Genomic DNA, 18,154 nt, shown 5'->3' with positions numbered 1-18,154 from the left:
CCCGATCATGTGTCGTTGAATTGTTTATACCCAAGAGAACCTCCCCTCCGATGCGTCCGGTACCCCCTAATCGCCCCTGCCGAATCAAGACAGGGGTGCGGCTAGGGGTGGGTAAGGGGCCTGGCAGGAGTGGCTAGTTGGGGCCGTCGTCGTTCCTCTCGACAGTACCCCGGCCCACTGACAGTCAGTCAGCGCCCGGTCGGCGGGGCAGAGTGGCTAAGGGGCTTTCTAGGGGTTCCGTGCGTGCTGCTTCTCATTACGGTGGAGGAGCCTGGGCCGGGTGTCCGGCAATATCGTCGCGCGTATATGCGAATACGGGACGGGAGTTCGGTGGCGACCCGCCATTTCACATTCCTCGCCTCCCGGTTCCTCGTCCGAACTCGTCGGCGCTCACACGGGAAGCGGGATCACTGAAATGGCCAACCTCAACTCCGACGAACGGCTTGTCGAAGCACTCCGGGCCTCGCTGAAGGAGACCGAGCGGCTGCGCGGGCAGAACCGGAAGCTCTCGGCGGCCATGCGGGAGCCCATCGCGATCGTGGGGATGGCCTGCCGCTACCCCGGCGGCGTGACCTCACCGGAGGACCTGTGGCGGCTGGTGGCTGATGGCGTCGACGCGGTCTCCGAGTTCCCGGACAATCGCGGCTGGGACCTCGAAGGCGTGTACGACCCTACCGGTGAGCGGCCCAACACCACGTACACCCGGGAAGGCGGATTCCTGCACGACGCGGGCGAGTTCGACCCCGCGTTCTTCGGAATCGCACCCAATGACACGCCGTACGTCGACCCGCAGCAGCGGCTGCTGCTGGAGACCTCCTGGGAGGCGTTCGAGCGGGCCGGGATCGACCCCGGCACGCTGAAGGGCAGCTCGACCGGCGTCTTCGCCGGACTGATGTACCACGACTACCCGTTCAGCAGCGCGGCCGGCTCGATCGTCTCGGGCCGGGTGTCCTACACCCTCGGCCTGGAGGGCCCGGCCGTCACGGTGGACACCGCTTGCTCCTCCTCGCTGGTCGCGCTCAACCTGGCCGTGCAGGCGCTCCGTTCGGGGGAGTGCTCGCTCGCCCTGGCGGGTGGCGTGGCCGTGATGGCCACCCCCGAAACCCTGGTGGAGTTCAGTCGGCAGAAGGGCCTGGCCAAGGACGGCCGCTGCAAGGCGTTCGGCGCCGGTGCGGACGGCACCGGCTGGTCGGAGGGGGCGGGCGTCCTCCTGGTCGAACGCCTGTCGGACGCGCGGCGCAACGGCCACCCCGTGCTCGCCATCGTGCGCGGTACGGCGATCAACCAGGACGGTGCCTCCAACGGCCTGACGGCGCCGAACGGTCCGGCACAGCAGCGGGTCATCCGGGCGGCGCTGGCGAACGCGGATCTGACCACCGCCGACGTGGACGTGGTGGAGGCGCACGGGACGGGTACGACGCTGGGTGACCCGATCGAGGCGCAGGCGCTGCTGAACACGTACGGCCAGGGTCGGGCCGAGGCCGGGCCGTTGTGGCTGGGGTCGTTGAAGTCGAACCTGGGGCACACGCAGGCGGCGGCGGGTGTCGGCGGCATCATCAAGATGGTGATGGCGATGCGGCACGGTGTGCTGCCGCGCACCCTGCATGTCGAGCAGCCGTCCGGACAGATCGACTGGGAGGCCGGGGCGGTCGAGCTGCTGACGGAGGCTCGCGCGTGGCCGGAGACCGGGCGGGTGCGGCGGGCGGCCGTCTCGTCGTTCGGCATCAGTGGGACCAATGCGCACGTGATCATCGAGCAGGCGCCGGTGGAGTCGGCGCAGCCCGAGCGGGTGGCTGCCGAGCTGCCGGTGCTGCCGCTGGTGGTGTCGGCGAAGAGCCCGGAGGCGCTGCGGGCCCAGGCTGCCCGTCTGGCTGAACACCTGGAGGCGGGGTCGGAGTTGGACCCGGTCGATGTCGGTTACTCGCTGGCCACGACGCGGGCGGTGCTGGAGCACCGGGGCGTGGTGGTGGGCACGGACCGGGCGGAGTTGGTGGACGGGCTGCGGGCGCTGGCCGGGGGTGGGGGTGTGTCCGCTCAGGCGGTTGGTGGTCGGACGGCGTTCCTGTTCACGGGGCAGGGGTCGCAGCGGGTGGGGATGGGGCGTGAGCTGCGCGCCGCGTTCCCGGTGTTCGCTGAAGCCTTCGACGCGGTGTTGGCTGAGCTCGGCGGGGCGCTTCGGGAGGTGATCTGGGGCGACGATGCCGACGAGCTGAACCGGACGGTGAACACGCAGGGTGCGCTGTTCGCTTTCGAGGTGGCGCTGTACCGGCTGGTGGAGTCGTGGGGTGTGCGGCCCGACTTCGTGGCCGGGCACTCGGTGGGTGAGATCGCGGCCGCGCATGTGGCAGGGGTGCTGTCGCTCTCCGACGCCGCGAAGCTGGTCTCCGCGCGAGGTCGCCTGATGCAGGAACTGCCATCGGGCGGTGCGATGGTGGCGATCGAGGCCACGGAGGCGGACGTGCTGCCGCTGCTGACGGACCGGGTGAGTATTGCTGCGGTGAACGGTCCGCGGTCGGTGGTGGTGTCGGGTGACGAGGCGACCGTGCTGGAGATTGCCGCCCGTTTCGAGCGGACGAAGCGGTTGAGTGTGTCGCACGCGTTCCACTCGCCGTTGATGGACCCGATGCTCGGCGAGTTCCGGGCGGTCGTGCAGGCGTTGACCTTCGCCGAGCCGTCGGTCCCGGTCGTGGCCAGCGGTTCCTTCTCGGACCCTGAGTACTGGGTGGGCCACGTCCGTGACGCGGTTCGGTTTGCGGACAACGTGAGGGAGTTGGAGGCGCAGGGTGTCTCCCGCTTCCTGGAGATCGGCCCTGACGGCATCCTGACCGGGTTGGCGCAGCAGAGCGTCGAGTCCGAGGACGCCGTCCTGGTCTCGACGCAGCGTCGGGACCGTCCGGAGGCTGCCACGCTGGTGGCGGCGATTGGTCAACTGCACGTCGCCGGTGGGCCGGTGAAGTGGCCGGCGTTCTTCGCGGACTCGGGCGCGCGGCGGGTGGACCTGCCGACCTACGCCTTCCAGCGGAAGAACTACTGGCTCGACGCGGCGGCAGGCATCGGCGGCGATGCTTCGAGCATCGGGCTGCTGCCCGCCGATCACCCGCTGCTAGGTGCCGTCGTGGTGTCGCCGGACGGGGAAGGCGTGGTGCTGACCGGGCGGCTGTCCTTGGGAGCGCAGCGGTGGATCGCCGACCACGGTGTGCTGGGCAACGTCCTGCTGCCGGGTACCGCATTCGTGGAACTGGCGGTGCGGGCGGGTGACCAGGTCGGGTGTGACGTGCTGGAGGAGCTGACGCTCCAGGCGCCGCTGATCCTGCCGCCCGGCGGCTCGGTCCAGGTGCAGGTCGCGGTCGGTGAGGCGGACGGCGACGGTGACCGGCCCGTCACCGTGCACTCGCGCACCGAGGGCGACGAGGGCGGATCCTGGACGCTGCATGCCGACGGTGTCCTGACTTCGGGCGCGGCGGCGCCGTCGTTCGACCTCGCGCAGTGGCCACCGGCAGGCTCCACCGAACTGGCACTGGACGGCGTCTACGACCGACTGCTTGCTCAGGGGTACGGCTACGGGCCGGTGTTCCAGGGGCTTCGGGCGGCTTGGAAGCGCGGGGACGACCTGTTCGCCGAGGTGGCCCTGCCCGAGGTGGCGCACGCGGAGGCGGCCCGCTTCGGTCTGCACCCCGCGTTGCTGGACGCCGCGATGCACGTGGCCCTGGTGGACGACGGTGACGGCAAGAACGGCGAGCCGGTCCTGCCGTTCGTCTGGAGCGGCGTCACGCTGCACGCCGCCGGCGCCTCGTCCCTGCGGGTCCGCATCACACCCGACGGTCCGGAGAGCGTGAGCGTCCAGGTCGCTGATGGTGTGGGTGTGCCGGTGTTGTCGGTGGGGTCGGTGGTGGGTCGGCCGGTGTCGTCGGAGCAGTTGTCGGTTGGTCGTGGTGTGGAGTCGTTGTTCCGGGTGGAGTGGCCGGTGGTTTCGGTGGGCTCTGCGGGGGCTGTGTTGCCGGCTTGGGGTGCGTTGCCTGATGGTGTGGCACCCGATGTGGTGGTGTTGGAGTGTGTGACACCAGAGGGTGATGTGCCTGGTGCCGTTCGGGAGTTGGCCGGGCGTGTGTTGGGTGTGGTGGGGGAGTGGTTGGGTGATGAGCGGTTCGCTGATTCGCGTCTGGTGGTGTTGACGCGGGGCGGGGTGGTGGCGGCCGAGGGTGATGTGGTGGATGTGGTGCAGGCTCCGGTGTGGGGTCTGGTGCGTGCTGCCGTTGCCGAGAATCCGGGCCGGTTCGTGTTGGTGGACTGGGATGGTGCGGCGGAGTCGCGGTCGGTGTTGGCGGGGGTGGTGGCTTCGGGTGAGGTGGAGGCCGCTGTTCGTGCGGGTGTGGTGCGGGTGCCGCGTCTGGCGAGGGTCGGTGTGGTGGAGGGTGTGGTGCCGTCGGTGGTGGACGGCACGGTGTTGGTGACGGGTGGTACCGGTGGTCTGGGTGCGGTGGTGGCCCGGCATCTGGTGGTGGAGCACGGTGTGAGGAGTCTGGTGCTGACGAGTCGTCGGGGTCTGGAGGCTCCGGGGGCTGGGGAGTTGGCGGCGGAGCTGGGGGATCTGGGCGCTGTCGTCGAGGTCGTGGCGTGTGATGTGGCGGATCGTGAGGCGGTGCGGGGGCTGCTGGCGTCGTTGGGGCGTCCGGTGGTGGGTGTGGTGCATGTCGCCGGTGTGATGGACAACGGTGTGGTGACGTCGGTGACGCCTGAGCGTTTGGATGCGGTGTTGGCGCCGAAGGTGGATGCCGCGTGGCATCTGCACGAGCTGACCGCTGGGGCCGAGTTGGCGTTCTTCGTGATGTTCTCGTCGGCCGGTGGGATGGTGCTGGCGGCGGGTCAGGCGAACTACGCGGCGGCGAACGTGTTCCTGGACGCTCTGGCGGTTCACCGCCGGGCGGCTGGTCTGCCGGCCACCTCGATGGCCTTCGGCCTCTGGGGCGTCACCACCGGCATGACCCAGCAGACCCACTCCCTGGAGGAGGCGGAGCAGCGGATGGCCCGCCTTGGCCTCCCCGCTCTCCCGCAGGCGGAGGCGCTGGCCCTGTTCGATGCTTCGATAGCGACCGGCGAGGCTGTCCTGGTGCCGCTCCGCATCGACCCGAAGGCCCTTCGCACGCAAGGCGATTCGCTGCCCGCCCTGCTGCGCGGACAGGTGACCGTCCGGCGCCGGGCGGCGGTCGGCAAGGCGGAGGCCGAGTCGCTGCGGCAGCGGCTGGCCGGACTGGACGAGGCCGAGCGGGAGCGGGCGCTGCTCGCCGTGGTGCTCGGGTACGCGGCCAACCTGCTCGGTCACAGTGGCCCGGAGGCGGTGGAGGCCGAACGGGACTTCCTGGAGGCCGGGTTCGACTCGCTGAGCGCGATGGAGCTGCGCAACCTGCTGAACAAGGCGACCGGACTCCGGCTGCCCCCGCTGGTGGTCTTCGACAGCAAGACCCCGGCCGCCCTGGCCCGGCTGATGCGTACGGAACTGGCCCTGGAACCGGCCGTCGGCTCTCCCGGCGGTCAGGTGGCGCCCGTGACCGGCGGCCAACTGTCCGTTCCGGGTGACGAGATCGGCCGGGACACGCTCAGTCAGCTGTTCCGTGAGGCGGTGCTGTCCGGCCCGATGGCTCAGGCGTTCGGCCTGCTGGGTGCCGTCGCCCGGACCCGGCCGAGCTACTCCTCGCTGGCGGACCTCGGTGCGGTCCCGCAGCCGGTCCGGCTGGCGGACGGTCCCGGGCGCCCCCGGCTGGTCTGCGTGAGCACTCCGATGGCGACCGGTGGGGCGTACCAACTCGCTCGGCTGGCGAGCCACTTCGGCGACGTGCGGCCGGTCTCGGCGGTGCCGCTGTCCGGGTTCGTGCACGGCGAGAAGCTGGCCGACTCCGCGGAGGCCGCCATCGAGGTGCTGGCGGCGAGTGTGCTGGAGGCCGCCGAGGGCGAGCCGTTCGTACTGGTCGGCTACTCGGCCGGCGGTCTGCTGGCCCATGTGACGGCGGGCTACCTGGAGTCGGCGCTCGGGGTCGGTGCGGAGGGTCTGGTGCTGCTGGACACCTACCGTTCGGACAGCCAGAGCCGGGACGACCTGGACCGGGGGATGGTGATCAGCATGCTGGAGAAGGAGCGGATGTTCGGCCGTTTCGACAGCGCCCGGCTGGCGACCATGGGCCGCTACGTCGAGCTGGTGCCCAAGATCGTGCCCGGCCGGATCGAGGCGCCGGTGCTGTTCGTGCAGTGCCTGGAGGCGTTCTCGGACCCGAACGCCGAGTCTGCTCGGGCCGTACCGGAGTCGGACGACTGGATGGCCCACCCCTGGGACTCCTCGCAGGACGTCCGGCAGGTCAGGGCCAACCACTTCAGCATGCTGGAGTCCGAGGCGGCCGTGACCGCCGCCGCGATCGAGGACTGGCTCGCCTCCCGGGGCTGACCCACCGTCACCAGGTGCGGCCGGTGCCGCGCACGGACTCCGTGCGCGGCACCGGCCGCACCGTGCCGTTCCGGAGTGCCTGCCGGGAGCCGACGGGGCTGGTAAGGGAGTGGATAGGGGCTCGTAGGGGATCCTGCGAACACCCGTTCCTCCTAGGGTTGATTTTGGCTGGTACGGAATCGAATTGACGGTCAGTCACCACCATCCCTGAACTTCTCAGTCTCCGGCAGCGGCGAGCCACCTGCCGATGAAAAGGAGCGAGCATGCGCTTCGGACTTCTCTACCTGCAGCAGGTGCCTCGGCCGTGGGCCGAGGACAGCGAGGAGAACGTCCTGCACGAGGCACTGGAGCAGATCGAGCTGGCCGACCGGCTGGGCTTCGACTACGTCTGGGCCTCCGAGCACCACTTCCTCGACGAGTACTCCCACTCCTCCGCCCCCGAGGTGTTCCTGGCCGCTGCGGCCGCCCGTACGGAGCGCATCCGGCTCGCCCACGGCATCGTCTCGCTGCCGCCGGCCGTCAACCACCCCGCACGGGTGGCCGAGCGACTGGCCACCCTGGACCTGATCTCCAGGGGCCGGGTCGACTTCGGCTCCGGCCAGGGCAGCACTCAGCACGAGCTGGGCGCCTTCAACATCGACCGGACGACCAAGCGCGAGCAGTGGCGCGAGGCGATCGGCGTGATCACCCGGATGCTCACCGAGGTGCCGTTCACCGGCCACAAGGGTGAGTGGATCGACGTGCCGCCGCGCAACGTCCTGCCGAAGCCGAACCAGAAGCCGCACCCGCCGCTCTGGGTCGCCTGCAGCTCGCCGGAGACCGTCGAGACCGCCGCCCGCAACGGTGTCGGTGCACTCTCCTTCGCCTTCATGACCGAGGACGAGGCCAAGGAGCGGGTCGCCGCCTACTACGACCTGATCGCCTCCGAGGAGTGCGTCCCGGTCGGCAAGGCCGTCAACGCCAACTTCGCGGTCGCGCTCCCCTTCCTCTGTCACGAGGACGAGGAGACGGCGTACGAGCGCGCCATGGGAGGCGTGAACTTCTACGTCAACTCGTTCATGCACTTCTACCTCCAGGGCGAGCACCGTCCCGGCACCACCGTGCTGTCGGAGGAGTTCGGCAAGAAGGCCCCGCTGCCCAAGGAGAACCAGGACCGGATGGACCTGGTGGTCCGCCGCGGCATCGGCACCCCCGAGAAGCTGCGGCAGATGATCCGCGCCCAGGAGGCGGCCGGCGTCGACCAGATCATCTTCCAGGTCCAGCTGGGTGCCAACAAGCACGAGCACATCATCGAGTCGCTGGAGCTGTTCGCCCGCGAGGTCATGCCGGAGTTCGTCGAGCGCCGCGAGGCGCAGGACCTGGCCAAGGCCGAGCGCCTCGCCGTCCCGGTCAAGGAGGCCCTGGGCCGGATCGAGACCAGCACGGTGGACGTCTCCGACTACCTGATCCGCACCGACATGGAGCTCTTCGGTCCTCCTCAGCAGCCCGCGCCCGACGCCACCCCCACAGCGGCGGAGAACGGCAGCTGAGACCCCCGGTCCCCGGCGGCCGCCGCTCAACGGCGCGCGGCGGCCGCCGGGGACGCACGTACCAACGGTCCTCGGGACCGTCCCCCGCGCCACTCACAGCTGAGAGGTATTCAGATGTTGCACGCCTTCGACGAGTCGGCCACCATAGCCGGCGATCTCGACGCGATCTGGCGGACGGTGTCCGACGTCGCAGGTTGGTCCACCTGGGATCCGCACGTCCTGGAGAGCGGCACCGACACGCCGTTCGAGGTCGGCGGCGGTGGCTGGACCATCTCGCGCATCGTGAAGGGCCGCCGGAGCTACTTCAAGCTGGTCGAGGTCGACCCCGGCCGCGGCTACACCACCGAGTCCCCGATGCCGCTCGGCAAGATGCTGATCATCAACAGGTACGAGCAGGCCGGCCCCGGTCTGGTGAAGCTCAGCCGCCGGGTCGAGGTGCACGGCGGCTTCGCGCCGGTCTACGGCTTCTTCTGGGCCAAGGCGTTCCAGGCAGACACCCGGGCCACCTTCGAGGAGCTGGGTCGCGAGATCAAGCTGCGCGCCACCCGAGTGGAGACGAGCCGATGACCCGGGCGATCGTGATCGGCGGCGGCCTCTCCGGCGTGCTGGCCGCGACGGCCCTCTCCCACCACGTGGACCAGGTCACCGTCATCGAGAGCGACAAGTACCCCGAGCAGCCCGCCCCCCGGCGCGGCATGCCCCAGGGCCGGCAGAACCACATGCTGACGGCGGGCGGCGCCGCCGCCCTCGACCAGCTGCTGCCCGGCACCACCGACCTGCTGTTCGCGGCCGGCGCCCACAAGCTGGCGATGGGCCGCAACATCCTCACGCTGTCCTCCGAGGGCTGGTTCCGCAAGGTCGACGACGACGCGTTCTTCATCGCCTGCAGCCGCAACCTGCTGGACCACGTCGTCCGGCAGCAGGCGCTGACCAACCCGGTCATCACCGTCCTCCAGGAGACCAAGGCCACCGGCCTGCTCGGCACCGCGAGCCGGGTCACCGGCATCCGGTACGAGCAGGGCACCGAGCCCGAGCAGACCCTCACCGCCGACCTCGTGGTGGACGCCACCGGCAGCCGCTCCAAGACCCCGCAGTGGCTCACCGAGATCGGTGTACCCGCACTGCACGAGGAGTTCCTGGACGCCGGTCTGGCGTACGCGGGCCGCCTGTACGAGGCACCCGCCGAGGCCGCTGCGGACTTCCCCGGCGTGCTGATCCAGACCGTCCCCAACACCGGCCAGCCCGGTGCGGGTGCGGCCTTCATGCCGCAGGAGAACGGCCGTTGGATCGTCTCCCTGATCGGCACCGCCGGCGGCCAGCCGCCGACCGGCGAGGACGGCTTCATGGAGTTCGCCCGAAACGTGGGCCACCCGATCGTCGCCGAGCTGATGGCCCGGGCCACCCCGATCGGTGAGATCAAGGGTTCGCGCGGACTGGCCAACCGCCGCCGCTACTTCGAGCGGCTGCCGCTGCCGGAGGGCTTCCTCGCCCTCGGCGACGCGGTCACGGTGCTCAGCCCGAACTACGCCTCCGGCATGTCGATGGCGGCCTTCGGCGCGCTCGCGCTGCGCAGCCAGCTGAAGTCGCACGGGCTGGAGCCGGGCCTCGGCAAGAAGGTCCAGCTGGACATCGCCAACAAGGTGGCCGGGCCCTGGAAGTCGGCCACCAGCACCGACCGTTGGTTCCCGGGCGTGCGCACCAACATCAAGCTCGGCAAGGGGACGGTCGAGCAGAAGCTCGCCGTCCGCTGGTCCAGGACCGCCGCCGAGCACCCCGGCCTGCTGAAGGCCACGTACCAGGTCGCCACCCTGCAGACGCCGCAGAACAAGGTGATGACCCTGCCGCTGATGGGCGCACTGCTGCGCGGACCGCAGCAGGCCCCGCTCACGCCGGCCCAGGCGCTGGCGCAGTTCCCGCAGCTCGGCAGGCTGCTCGACTCCGCACCGGCCGACCTCTCCAAGGTCGAGCACTGACGGACCGCCCCGGGCGCCGCTTCGCACCACCACGCTGCACAGATCTCTGACCACGGACCGCACTAAAGGGGATGGCCTTCGGTGAGCACGAGCAACGAGCAGAGGCTTGTCGAGTACCTCAAGCGAACCCTTGCCGAGCTGCGCGATGCCCGCCGGTGCCTCGACGAGGCGGCGCGCAAGCCCGACGACGAGTCGATCGCGATCGTCGGCATGGGATGCCGCTACCCGGGGGGCGTGACGTCGCCCGAGGACCTGTGGCAGCTGGTGGCGAACGGGGTGGACGCGGTGTCGGAGTTCCCGGCCGACCGTGGCTGGGACCTCGACGTGTACGACCCGGAGCCCGGGAAGCCGGGGAAGACCTACTCGCGGGAGGGTGGATTCCTCCACGACGCGGGCGAGTTCGACCCCGGCTTCTTCGGGATCTCCCCGAACGAGGCCCTCGCGATGGACTCCCAGCAGCGGCTGCTGCTGGAGGCCTCGTGGGAGGCGATCGAGAGCGCGGGCGTCGACCCGCTGTCGCTGAAGGGCACCCGGACGGGCGTCTTCGGCGGCGTGATGTACCACGACTACGCCCAGGGCCGGGAGCCCGGGACCTCCGCCGCGGGCAGCCTGGTGACCGGCCGGGTGTCGTACACCCTCGGCCTGGAGGGCCCGTCCCTCTCGGTCGACACGGCCTGCTCCTCCTCGCTGGTCGCGCTGCACCTCGCGGTGCAGGCGCTGCGGCGGGGCGACTGCACGCTGGCGCTGGCGGGCGGCGTGACGGTGATGTCCAACCCGGAGATGTTCGTCTTCTTCAGCACCCAGGGCGGTCTGTCCAAGGACGGGCGCTGCCGGTCCTTCGCCGAGGCCACCAACGGGATGACCTGCTCCGAGGGCGCCGGCGTGCTCTTCCTGGAGCGGCTGTCGGACGCCCGGCGCAACGGCCACCCGGTGCTCGCCATCGTGCGCGGATCGGCGGTCAACCAGGACGGTGCCTCCAGCGGTTTCAGCGCCCCCAACGGACCGGCACAGCAGCGGGTGATCCGGCAGGCCCTGTCCGGCTCCGGTCTCACCTCCGTGGACGTGGACGTGGTCGAGGGCCACGGCACGGGTACCACGCTGGGTGACCCGATCGAGGCGCAGGCGCTGCTGGAGACGTACGGCCAGGGCCGCTCGGCCGAACAGCCGCTGTGGCTGGGCTCGTTGAAGTCCAACCTGGGTCACACCCAGGCGGCGGCGGGTGTCGGCGGCATCATCAAGATGGTCATGGCGATGAAGCACGGCGTGCTGCCGCGCACCCTGCACGTGGACCGGCCGACCACCAAGGTGGACTGGACCTCCGGCGAGGTCCGGCTCCTGACGGAGCCCCAGACCTGGCCGGAGACCGGGCGGGTTCGGCGGGCGGGCGTCTCGTCGTTCGGGCTGAGCGGCACCAATGCGCACGTCATCATCGAGCAGGTCCCCGAGCTCGAGACCGAGGCACCGGAGACCGAGCCGAAGCCGCTGCCGGCCGTACCGGTGATCGTCACGGCGAAGACCGCCGCCGCGCTGCGCGCCCAGGCGGCCCGGCTGGTGCGGCACCTGGAGGCCCGGCCCGAGATCGAGGTACCGGATCTGGGGCTGTCGCTCCTGACGACCCGTTCGGTGCTGGAGCACCGGGGGGTGGTGGTCGCGGCGGACCGGGCGGAGGCGCTGGACGGGCTGCGGGCGCTGGCCGAGGGCGGGGGTGTGTCCGGTCAGGCGGTTGGTGGTCGGACGGCGTTCCTGTTCACGGGGCAGGGGTCGCAGCGGGTGGGGATGGGGCGTGAGCTGCACGCTGCGTTCCCCGTGTTCGCTGAGGCGTTCGATGCGGTGTTGGCGGAGTTGGGCGGGTCGCTTCGTGAGGCGATCTGGGGCTCCGACGCGGACGAGTTGAACCGGACGGTGAACGCTCAGGGTGCGCTGTTCGCCTTCGAGGTGGCGCTGTACCGGCTGGTGGAGTCGTGGGGCGTACAGCCCGACTTCGTCGCCGGTCATTCGGTCGGTGAGATCGCGGCCGCGCACGTGGCCGGGGTCCTGTCGTTGGCGGACGCCGCGAAGCTCGTCTCGGCGCGGGGCCGGCTGATGCAGGAACTGCCCGCTGGTGGTGCGATGGTGGCGATCGAGGCCACCGAAGAGGACGTGCAGCCGCTGCTGACCGATCGGGTGAGCATTGCTGCGGTGAACGGTCCGCGGTCGGTGGTGGTCTCGGGTGACGAGGCCACGGTGCTGGAGATCGCTGCCGGGTTCGAGCGGACCAAGCGCCTCAGCGTCTCGCACGCGTTCCACTCGCCGTTGATGGACCCGATGCTGGCCGAATTCCGGTCTGTTGTGCGGACGTTGACCTTCGCTGAGCCGTCGGTCCCGGTGGTGGCCAGTGGCAAGGTCACGGACCCCGAGTACTGGGTCAGCCACGTCCGCGACGCGGTCCGGTTCGCCGACAACGTGAGGGAGTTGGAGGCTCGCGGAGTCTCCCGCTTCGTGGAGATCGGTCCCGACGGCATCCTGACCGGGCTGGCGCAGCAGAGCGTCGAGTCCGAGGGTGCGGTCCTCGTCGCGGCGCAGCGCCGGGACCGTCCGGAGGCTGCCACGCTGGTGGCGGCGCTGGGTCACCTGCACGTCGCCGGTGGGTCGGTGAAGTGGCCGGCGTTCTTCGCGGACTCGGGTGCCCGGCGGGTGGACCTGCCGACGTACGCCTTCCAGCACAAGCGCTACTGGCTGGAGGCCACCACCCGAGGCAGCGACTTCTCCGGCCGGGACGTGGAGCCGGAGGAGGACCCGTTCGAGGTCCTGGCGCTGCGGCAGCGTATCGACGGGCTGCCGGACGGCGACCGGGAGCGGGTGCTGCTGGAGGAGGTCCGGATCCAGGTGGCGGCGGTGCTGGGGCATGCCTCGCACGACGAGATCGGGCCCGATCTGGCCTTCCAGGAACTCGGATTCGACTCGCTGGCGGCAGTGGAGCTGCGGAAGCGGCTGAGCCGGGTCACCGGCGTACCGCTGCCCGCCACCCTGGTCTTCGACTACCCGAACTCCCGGGCCGTGGCGGAGTTCGTCAACGCCGAGATCGACCCGGACGGCGCCGCCGCGGTGGCGCCGCTGCTGGGCGAGCTGGACCGGCTCTCCGAGGCGCTCTCGGGGGTCGCCCCGGCGGCGGCCGAGCGGGCCAGGATCACCGCCCGCCTGGAGGCCATGCTCCGCAAGTGGAACGACACGCAGGGCGGTCCGGCGGCGGACGAGGCCGAGGACCTGCTCGACGAGGCCACCGATGACGAGCTGTTCGCGGTCCTGGACAGCGAACTCGGCATCTCCTGACCCGCACACACGTACGCACGACAGCCGGCCGGTTCACGAACAGCTTGAGACCGATTGAGGGCAGATGGGTACCGACGAGAAGCTCCGCGAGTATCTGAAGCGCGCCACCGCGGACCTGCAGCAGACCAAGCGGCACCTCCGCGAGGTGGAGGCCAAGCAGCACGAGCCGATCGCCATCGTGGCGATGAGCTGCCGTTACCCGGGTGGCATCAGCTCGCCCGAGCAGCTGTGGGACCTGGTGGCCTCGGGCACCGACGGGATCTCGCTGTTCCCGACCAACCGTGGCTGGAACACCGACGAGCTCTACCACCCGGACCCGGCCACGCCGGGCAAGACGTACTGCAAGGAGGGCGGATTCCTCCACGACGCGGGGGAGTTCGACGCCGACTTCTTCCGGATCAGCCCGCGTGAGGCCCGCGAGACGGACCCGCAGCAGCGCCTGATGCTGGAGACCGCCTGGGAGGCCTTCGAGCGCGCGGGCATCGACCCGCTGTCGCTGAAGGGCAGCCGGACGGGCGTCTTCGCCGGAGTGGTCTACCACGACTACTCGGCGGACAGCGGCACCGGCGGTCTCGCCAGCGTCGCGTCCGGCCGGGTCGCGTACGTGCTCGGACTGGAGGGCCCGGCGATCACCGTCGACACGGCCTGCTCCTCCTCGCTGATCGCGCTGCACTTCGCCATCCAGTCGCTGCGCAACGGCGACTGCACGATGGCGCTCGCGGGCGGTGTCACCGTGATGGCCACGCCGGTCTCGTTCGTCGGCTTCAGCCAGGACCGGGGTCTGGCGCCGGACGGCCGCTGCAAGTCCTTCGCCGGTGCCGCCGACGGCACCACCTGGTCGGAGGGCGTCGGCATGCTGCTGGTCGAGCGACTGTCGGACGCCCGGCGCAACGGGCACCCCGTGCTCGCGGTGATCCGGGGCTCGGCGGTCAACTCGGACGGTGCCTCGAACGGTCTCACCGCGCCCAACGGCCCGTCCCAGCAGCGGGTCATCCGAGCGGCCCTCGCCGACGCCCAGCTGTCGGCCGACGAGGTCGACACCGTCGAGGCGCACGGCACCGGTACGACGCTGGGTGACCCGATCGAGGCGCAGGCACTGCTCGCGACCTACGGACAGGGGCGTCCGGCCGAACGGCCCCTCTGGCTGGGCTCGTTCAAGTCGAACATCGGCCACACCCAGGCGGCGGCCGGGGTCGGCGGCATCATCAAGATGGTCGAGGCGATGAAGCACGGTGTGCTGCCGAAGACGCTGCACGTCGACGAGCCCTCGCCGAACGTCGACTGGTCGACGGGCAACATCGAGCTCCTCACGGAGGCCCGGCCCTGGCCGGACAACGGCCACGCGCGCCGGGCCGGCATCTCCTCCTTCGGGCTGAGCGGCACCAACGCCCACGTCATCGTGGAGGAGCCCCCGGCAGCCGAGGGCGAGCCGACGACCCCCGAGGCGGTCCTGCCGACCACCCTGGTCCCGGTACGGGTCTCCGGCCGCAGCGCCCAGGCGCTGCGCGGCCAGGCCGCCCGCCTGGTCGAACACCTGGAATCCCGGCCCGAGTTGGGCCTGCTCGACCTCGGCTTCTCCCTCGCCACCTCGCGCGCGGCCCTGGAACACCGGGGCGTGGTCGTGGCGGCGGACGGTACGGAGCTGCTGGCCGGACTGCGGGCGCTGGCGGAGGGCGAGAAGCTTGCCGGTGTCGTGCAGGGCGTTGCCCAGACCGACGGTCGGACGGCGTTCCTGTTCACGGGGCAGGGGTCGCAGCGGGTGGGGATGGGGCGTGAGCTGCATGCTGTGTTCCCGGTGTTCGCTGAGGCGTTCGATGCGGTGTTGGCGGAGTTGGGTGGGTCGCTGCGTGAGGTGATCTGGGGTTCGGACGCTGATGAGTTGAGTCGGACGGTGAATGCGCAGGGTGCGTTGTTCGCGTTCGAGGTGGCGTTGTTCCGGTTGGTGGAGTCGTGGGGTGTGCGGCCTGACTTCGTGTCGGGGCATTCGGTGGGTGAGATCGCGGCTGCGCATGTGGCAGGGGTGCTGTCGCTCTCCGACGCCGCGAAGCTGGTCTCCGCGCGGGGCCGCCTGATGCAGGAGCTGCCTTCGGGTGGTGCGATGGTGGCGATCCAGGCGACGGAGGAGGACGTGCTGCCGCTGCTGACCGATCGGGTGAGTATTGCTGCGGTGAACGGTCCGCGGTCGGTGGTGGTGTCGGGTGACGAGGCCATGGTGCTGGAGATCGCTGCCGGGTTCGAGCGGACGAAGCGGTTGAGTGTGTCGCATGCCTTCCACTCGCCGTTGATGGATCCGATGCTGGAGGAGTTCCGTACGGTGGTCGGCGGGTTGGCGTTCGCCGAGCCGAGGATCGCGGTGGTGGCCGCCGGCTCCTTTACTGACCCCGAGTACTGGGTGAACCACGTCCGTGACGCGGTCCGGTTCGCCGACAACATCGGTCGGCTGGAGTCGCGCGGCGTCACCACCTATGTGGAGATCGGCCCCGACGCCGTTCTCACCGCCGCCGGCGCCGACTGCGTCGGCGAGGACTCGGAAGCCCTCTTCGTCTCCACGCTGCGCCGCGAGCGGAGCGAGGAGCGTGAGCTGCTGACCGGCCTCGCCCGCGCCCACGCGCAGGGTGTGGCGGTGGACTGGGCGGCGTACTTCGCCGGCCGGGGCGCCCAGCGGATCGACCTGCCGACGTACGCCTTCCAGCGGCGTCACTACTGGGCCGACTCCCAGCCCGCCGGGCCCGCCACCCCGGCCAGGGCTGCGGACCCGCTGGAGTCGGCGTTCTGGGATGCCGTCGAGGGAACGGAACTCCCTCACTTCGCTGATCAGTTGGGTGTCGACTCGACGGACCTCGGCAAGGTGCTCCCTGCGATGGCCGCCTGGCGGCGGAGCCACCGCGAGCAGGCGCAGGTCGACTCCTGGCGCTACCAGGTGGAGTGGCAGCCGGTCGGCGAACTGACGGGCGGGCCGCTGTTCGGCGCCTGGCTGGTGGCCGTCCCGGCGGGGCGGATGGCGGACGACCTGGTGGTCGGTGTCCTGGCGGCGATCGCCGAACGCGGCGCCCACGCCGTGCCGTTCGAGGTCGGCGACGAGGACCGGGCGGTGCTGGCCGGACGGCTGGCCGACGGCGAGCCAGTGCTCGGAGTGCTGTCCCTGCTCTCCCTGGACGACTCCCCGCACCCGAAGCACGCCGAGCTCTCCCGTGGACTGGCCGCCGGCATCACCTTCGCCCAGGCGCTCGGCGACGCCGCACTCGGCGTACCGCTCTGGGCGGTCACCTCCGGCGCCGTCGCCGTGGACAGCGCAGCGGAGACCGCCGTGCCGGCGCAGACGGCCGTCTGGGGTCTCGGCGCCAGCCTGTCCCTCGACCACCCCGACACCTGGGGCGGCCTGGTGGACCTGGCGGGACCCGCCGACCCGCAGACGTTCTCCCTACTGCTGGACGCCGTCACGGCGACCGGTGGCGAGGACCAGTTGGCGATCCGCCAGGGCAAGGTGTTCGGCCGGCGGATGGTCCGTTCGCCGCTGGGCGACCGGCCAGGCGTGCACGAACCCTGGCAGCCGCGCGGCACGGTGCTGATCACCGGCGGTACCGGCGGTCTCGGCGCCCATGTGGCACGGGAGTTGGCGGCTGAGGGTGCCGAGCACCTGGTGCTCACCAGCCGTCGCGGCCGGGAGGCCGCCGGGGTGGACCAGCTGATCGCGGAGCTGAAGGCGCTCGGCGCCGAGGTCACCGTGGCCGCCTGCGACGTGGCCGATCGGGCCGCGCTAGCCGCCGTCCTGGCCGGGATCTCTGACGACCGGCCGCTGACCGCCGTGGTGCACGCCGCCGGGGTGGCCCAGCGGATCGCCCCGCTGGGCGAGTTGACCGTGGCGGAGTTCGCCGAGGTCGGCCGGGCCAAGGTGCTCGGCGCCGTCCACCTCGACGAGCTGCTGGGTGACCGCAAGCTCGACGCGTTCGTCCTCTTCTCCTCCGGCTCCGCGGTCTGGGGCAGTGGCAGCCAGGCCGCGTACGGCAGTGCGAACGCCTTCCTGGACGGGCTGGCGCAGCGACGCCACGCCCAGGGCCGACCGGCCACCGCGATCGCCTGGGGCTCCTGGGACGGTGGCATGGTCGATGCCGAACTCGGCGCCCTGATGCGGCGGATCGGCGCGCCCGCGATGACGCCCGAGCTGGCGATCACCGCGCTGCGGCGCGCGGTCGGCCAGGACGAGAGCAACGTCGTGGTGGCCGACTTCGACTGGTCGCGGTTCGCCCCGACCTTCACGGTTGCGCGGCCCCGGCCGCTGCTGGACGCCATTCCGGAGGTCCGCGCCGCGCTGGCCGGCCCGGCGGAGTCGGGTGACCAGGCGGTTGGCACCTCCGGCCTGGTGGAGCAGCTCGCCGCGCTGTCCGGACCCGAGCAGAGCCGCACCTTGCTCGACCTGGTCCGGAAGCACGTCGGCGGCCTGCTCGGCTACGACGACCCGGCGGCGCTGGAGGCCGGCCGTTCCTTCGAGGACCTCGGCTTCGACTCGGTCGCCGCGGTCGACCTGCGGGAGTCGCTCAGCGCGGCCACCGGCCGCAAGCTGCCCACCTCGATGGTGTTCGACCACTCGACACCGCTGGCCCTCGCCGAGTACCTGCGCCAGGAGCTCTGCCCGGTCGGCGGGGCGCCGGCGGTGCCGCTGCTGGCCGAACTCGACCGCTTCGAGGAGGTGGTGAACGGCCTCTCGGGCGAGGAGATCGAGGCCAGCCGGCTGACCTCCCGGCTGCAGGCCCTGCTCACTCGGCTGAACGAGAGCCTCGGGGCAGGTCAGGGCCCGGACGTCGGCGGGCAGCTGGAGAGCGCCTCCGCCGACGACGTATTCGACTTCATTGACAAGGAACTCGGCCTCGCCTGAGCGGGCAACGGGCTTTAGGACCAAAGGACTCGGTGGG

Annotated in this window: 5 protein-coding genes and 1 pseudogene; all 6 read left to right on the top strand. The window is 71.1% G+C overall.

Annotated features, from left to right (window positions below; translation table 11 throughout):
- Positions 1-280 precede the first annotated feature (280 nt).
- The 6 genes and pseudogenes from ACKUU6_RS08275 (at position 281) to ACKUU6_RS08250 (ending at position 18,117) form a co-directional block, all read left to right on the top strand.
- Entirely contained in the window at positions 281-6,433 is a 6,153-nt protein-coding gene (locus tag ACKUU6_RS08275) for a type I polyketide synthase (RefSeq protein WP_407987824.1), read from the top strand.
- A gap of 263 nt (positions 6,434-6,696) precedes the next feature.
- Positions 6,697-7,962 carry an LLM class flavin-dependent oxidoreductase gene (locus ACKUU6_RS08270; protein WP_407987823.1) on the top strand — a complete coding sequence of 422 codons (1,266 nt, stop codon included), beginning with the start codon at positions 6,697-6,699 and terminating at the stop codon, positions 7,960-7,962.
- 114 nt (positions 7,963-8,076) lie between these two features.
- Complete coding sequence (locus ACKUU6_RS08265; RefSeq protein ID WP_407987822.1) at positions 8,077-8,529, top strand: SRPBCC family protein; 453 nt, start codon at positions 8,077-8,079, stop codon at positions 8,527-8,529.
- Complete coding sequence (locus tag ACKUU6_RS08260) at positions 8,526-9,935, top strand: FAD-dependent oxidoreductase (protein WP_407987821.1); 1,410 nt, start codon at positions 8,526-8,528, stop codon at positions 9,933-9,935. Before ACKUU6_RS08265 ends, ACKUU6_RS08260 begins: the two co-directional genes overlap by 4 nt.
- 87 nt (positions 9,936-10,022) lie before the next feature.
- Positions 10,023-13,244 (top strand): annotated as a pseudogene (locus ACKUU6_RS08255) (type I polyketide synthase); the annotation flags it as partial.
- A 94-nt stretch (positions 13,245-13,338) separates the two neighbouring features.
- Entirely contained in the window at positions 13,339-18,117 is a 4,779-nt protein-coding gene (locus tag ACKUU6_RS08250; RefSeq protein ID WP_407992062.1) for a type I polyketide synthase, read from the top strand.
- The last annotated feature ends 37 nt before the right edge of the window (positions 18,118-18,154 follow it).

The sequence above is a fragment of the Kitasatospora sp. CMC57 genome (assembly GCF_045866025.2).
In the GTDB taxonomy this organism is placed as follows: Bacteria; Actinomycetota; Actinomycetes; order Streptomycetales; family Streptomycetaceae; genus Kitasatospora.
This window is presented reverse-complemented; position numbering and strand designations above follow the sequence as displayed.

Coding starts and splice junctions, on each gene's coding strand:
- ACKUU6_RS08270 (WP_407987823.1), top strand. CDS start 6,697: ATGCGCTTCGGACTTCTCTACCTGCAGCAGGTGCCTCGGCCGTGGGCC.
- ACKUU6_RS08265 (WP_407987822.1), top strand. CDS start 8,077: ATGTTGCACGCCTTCGACGAGTCGGCCACCATAGCCGGCGATCTCGAC.
- ACKUU6_RS08260 (WP_407987821.1), top strand. CDS start 8,526: ATGACCCGGGCGATCGTGATCGGCGGCGGCCTCTCCGGCGTGCTGGCC.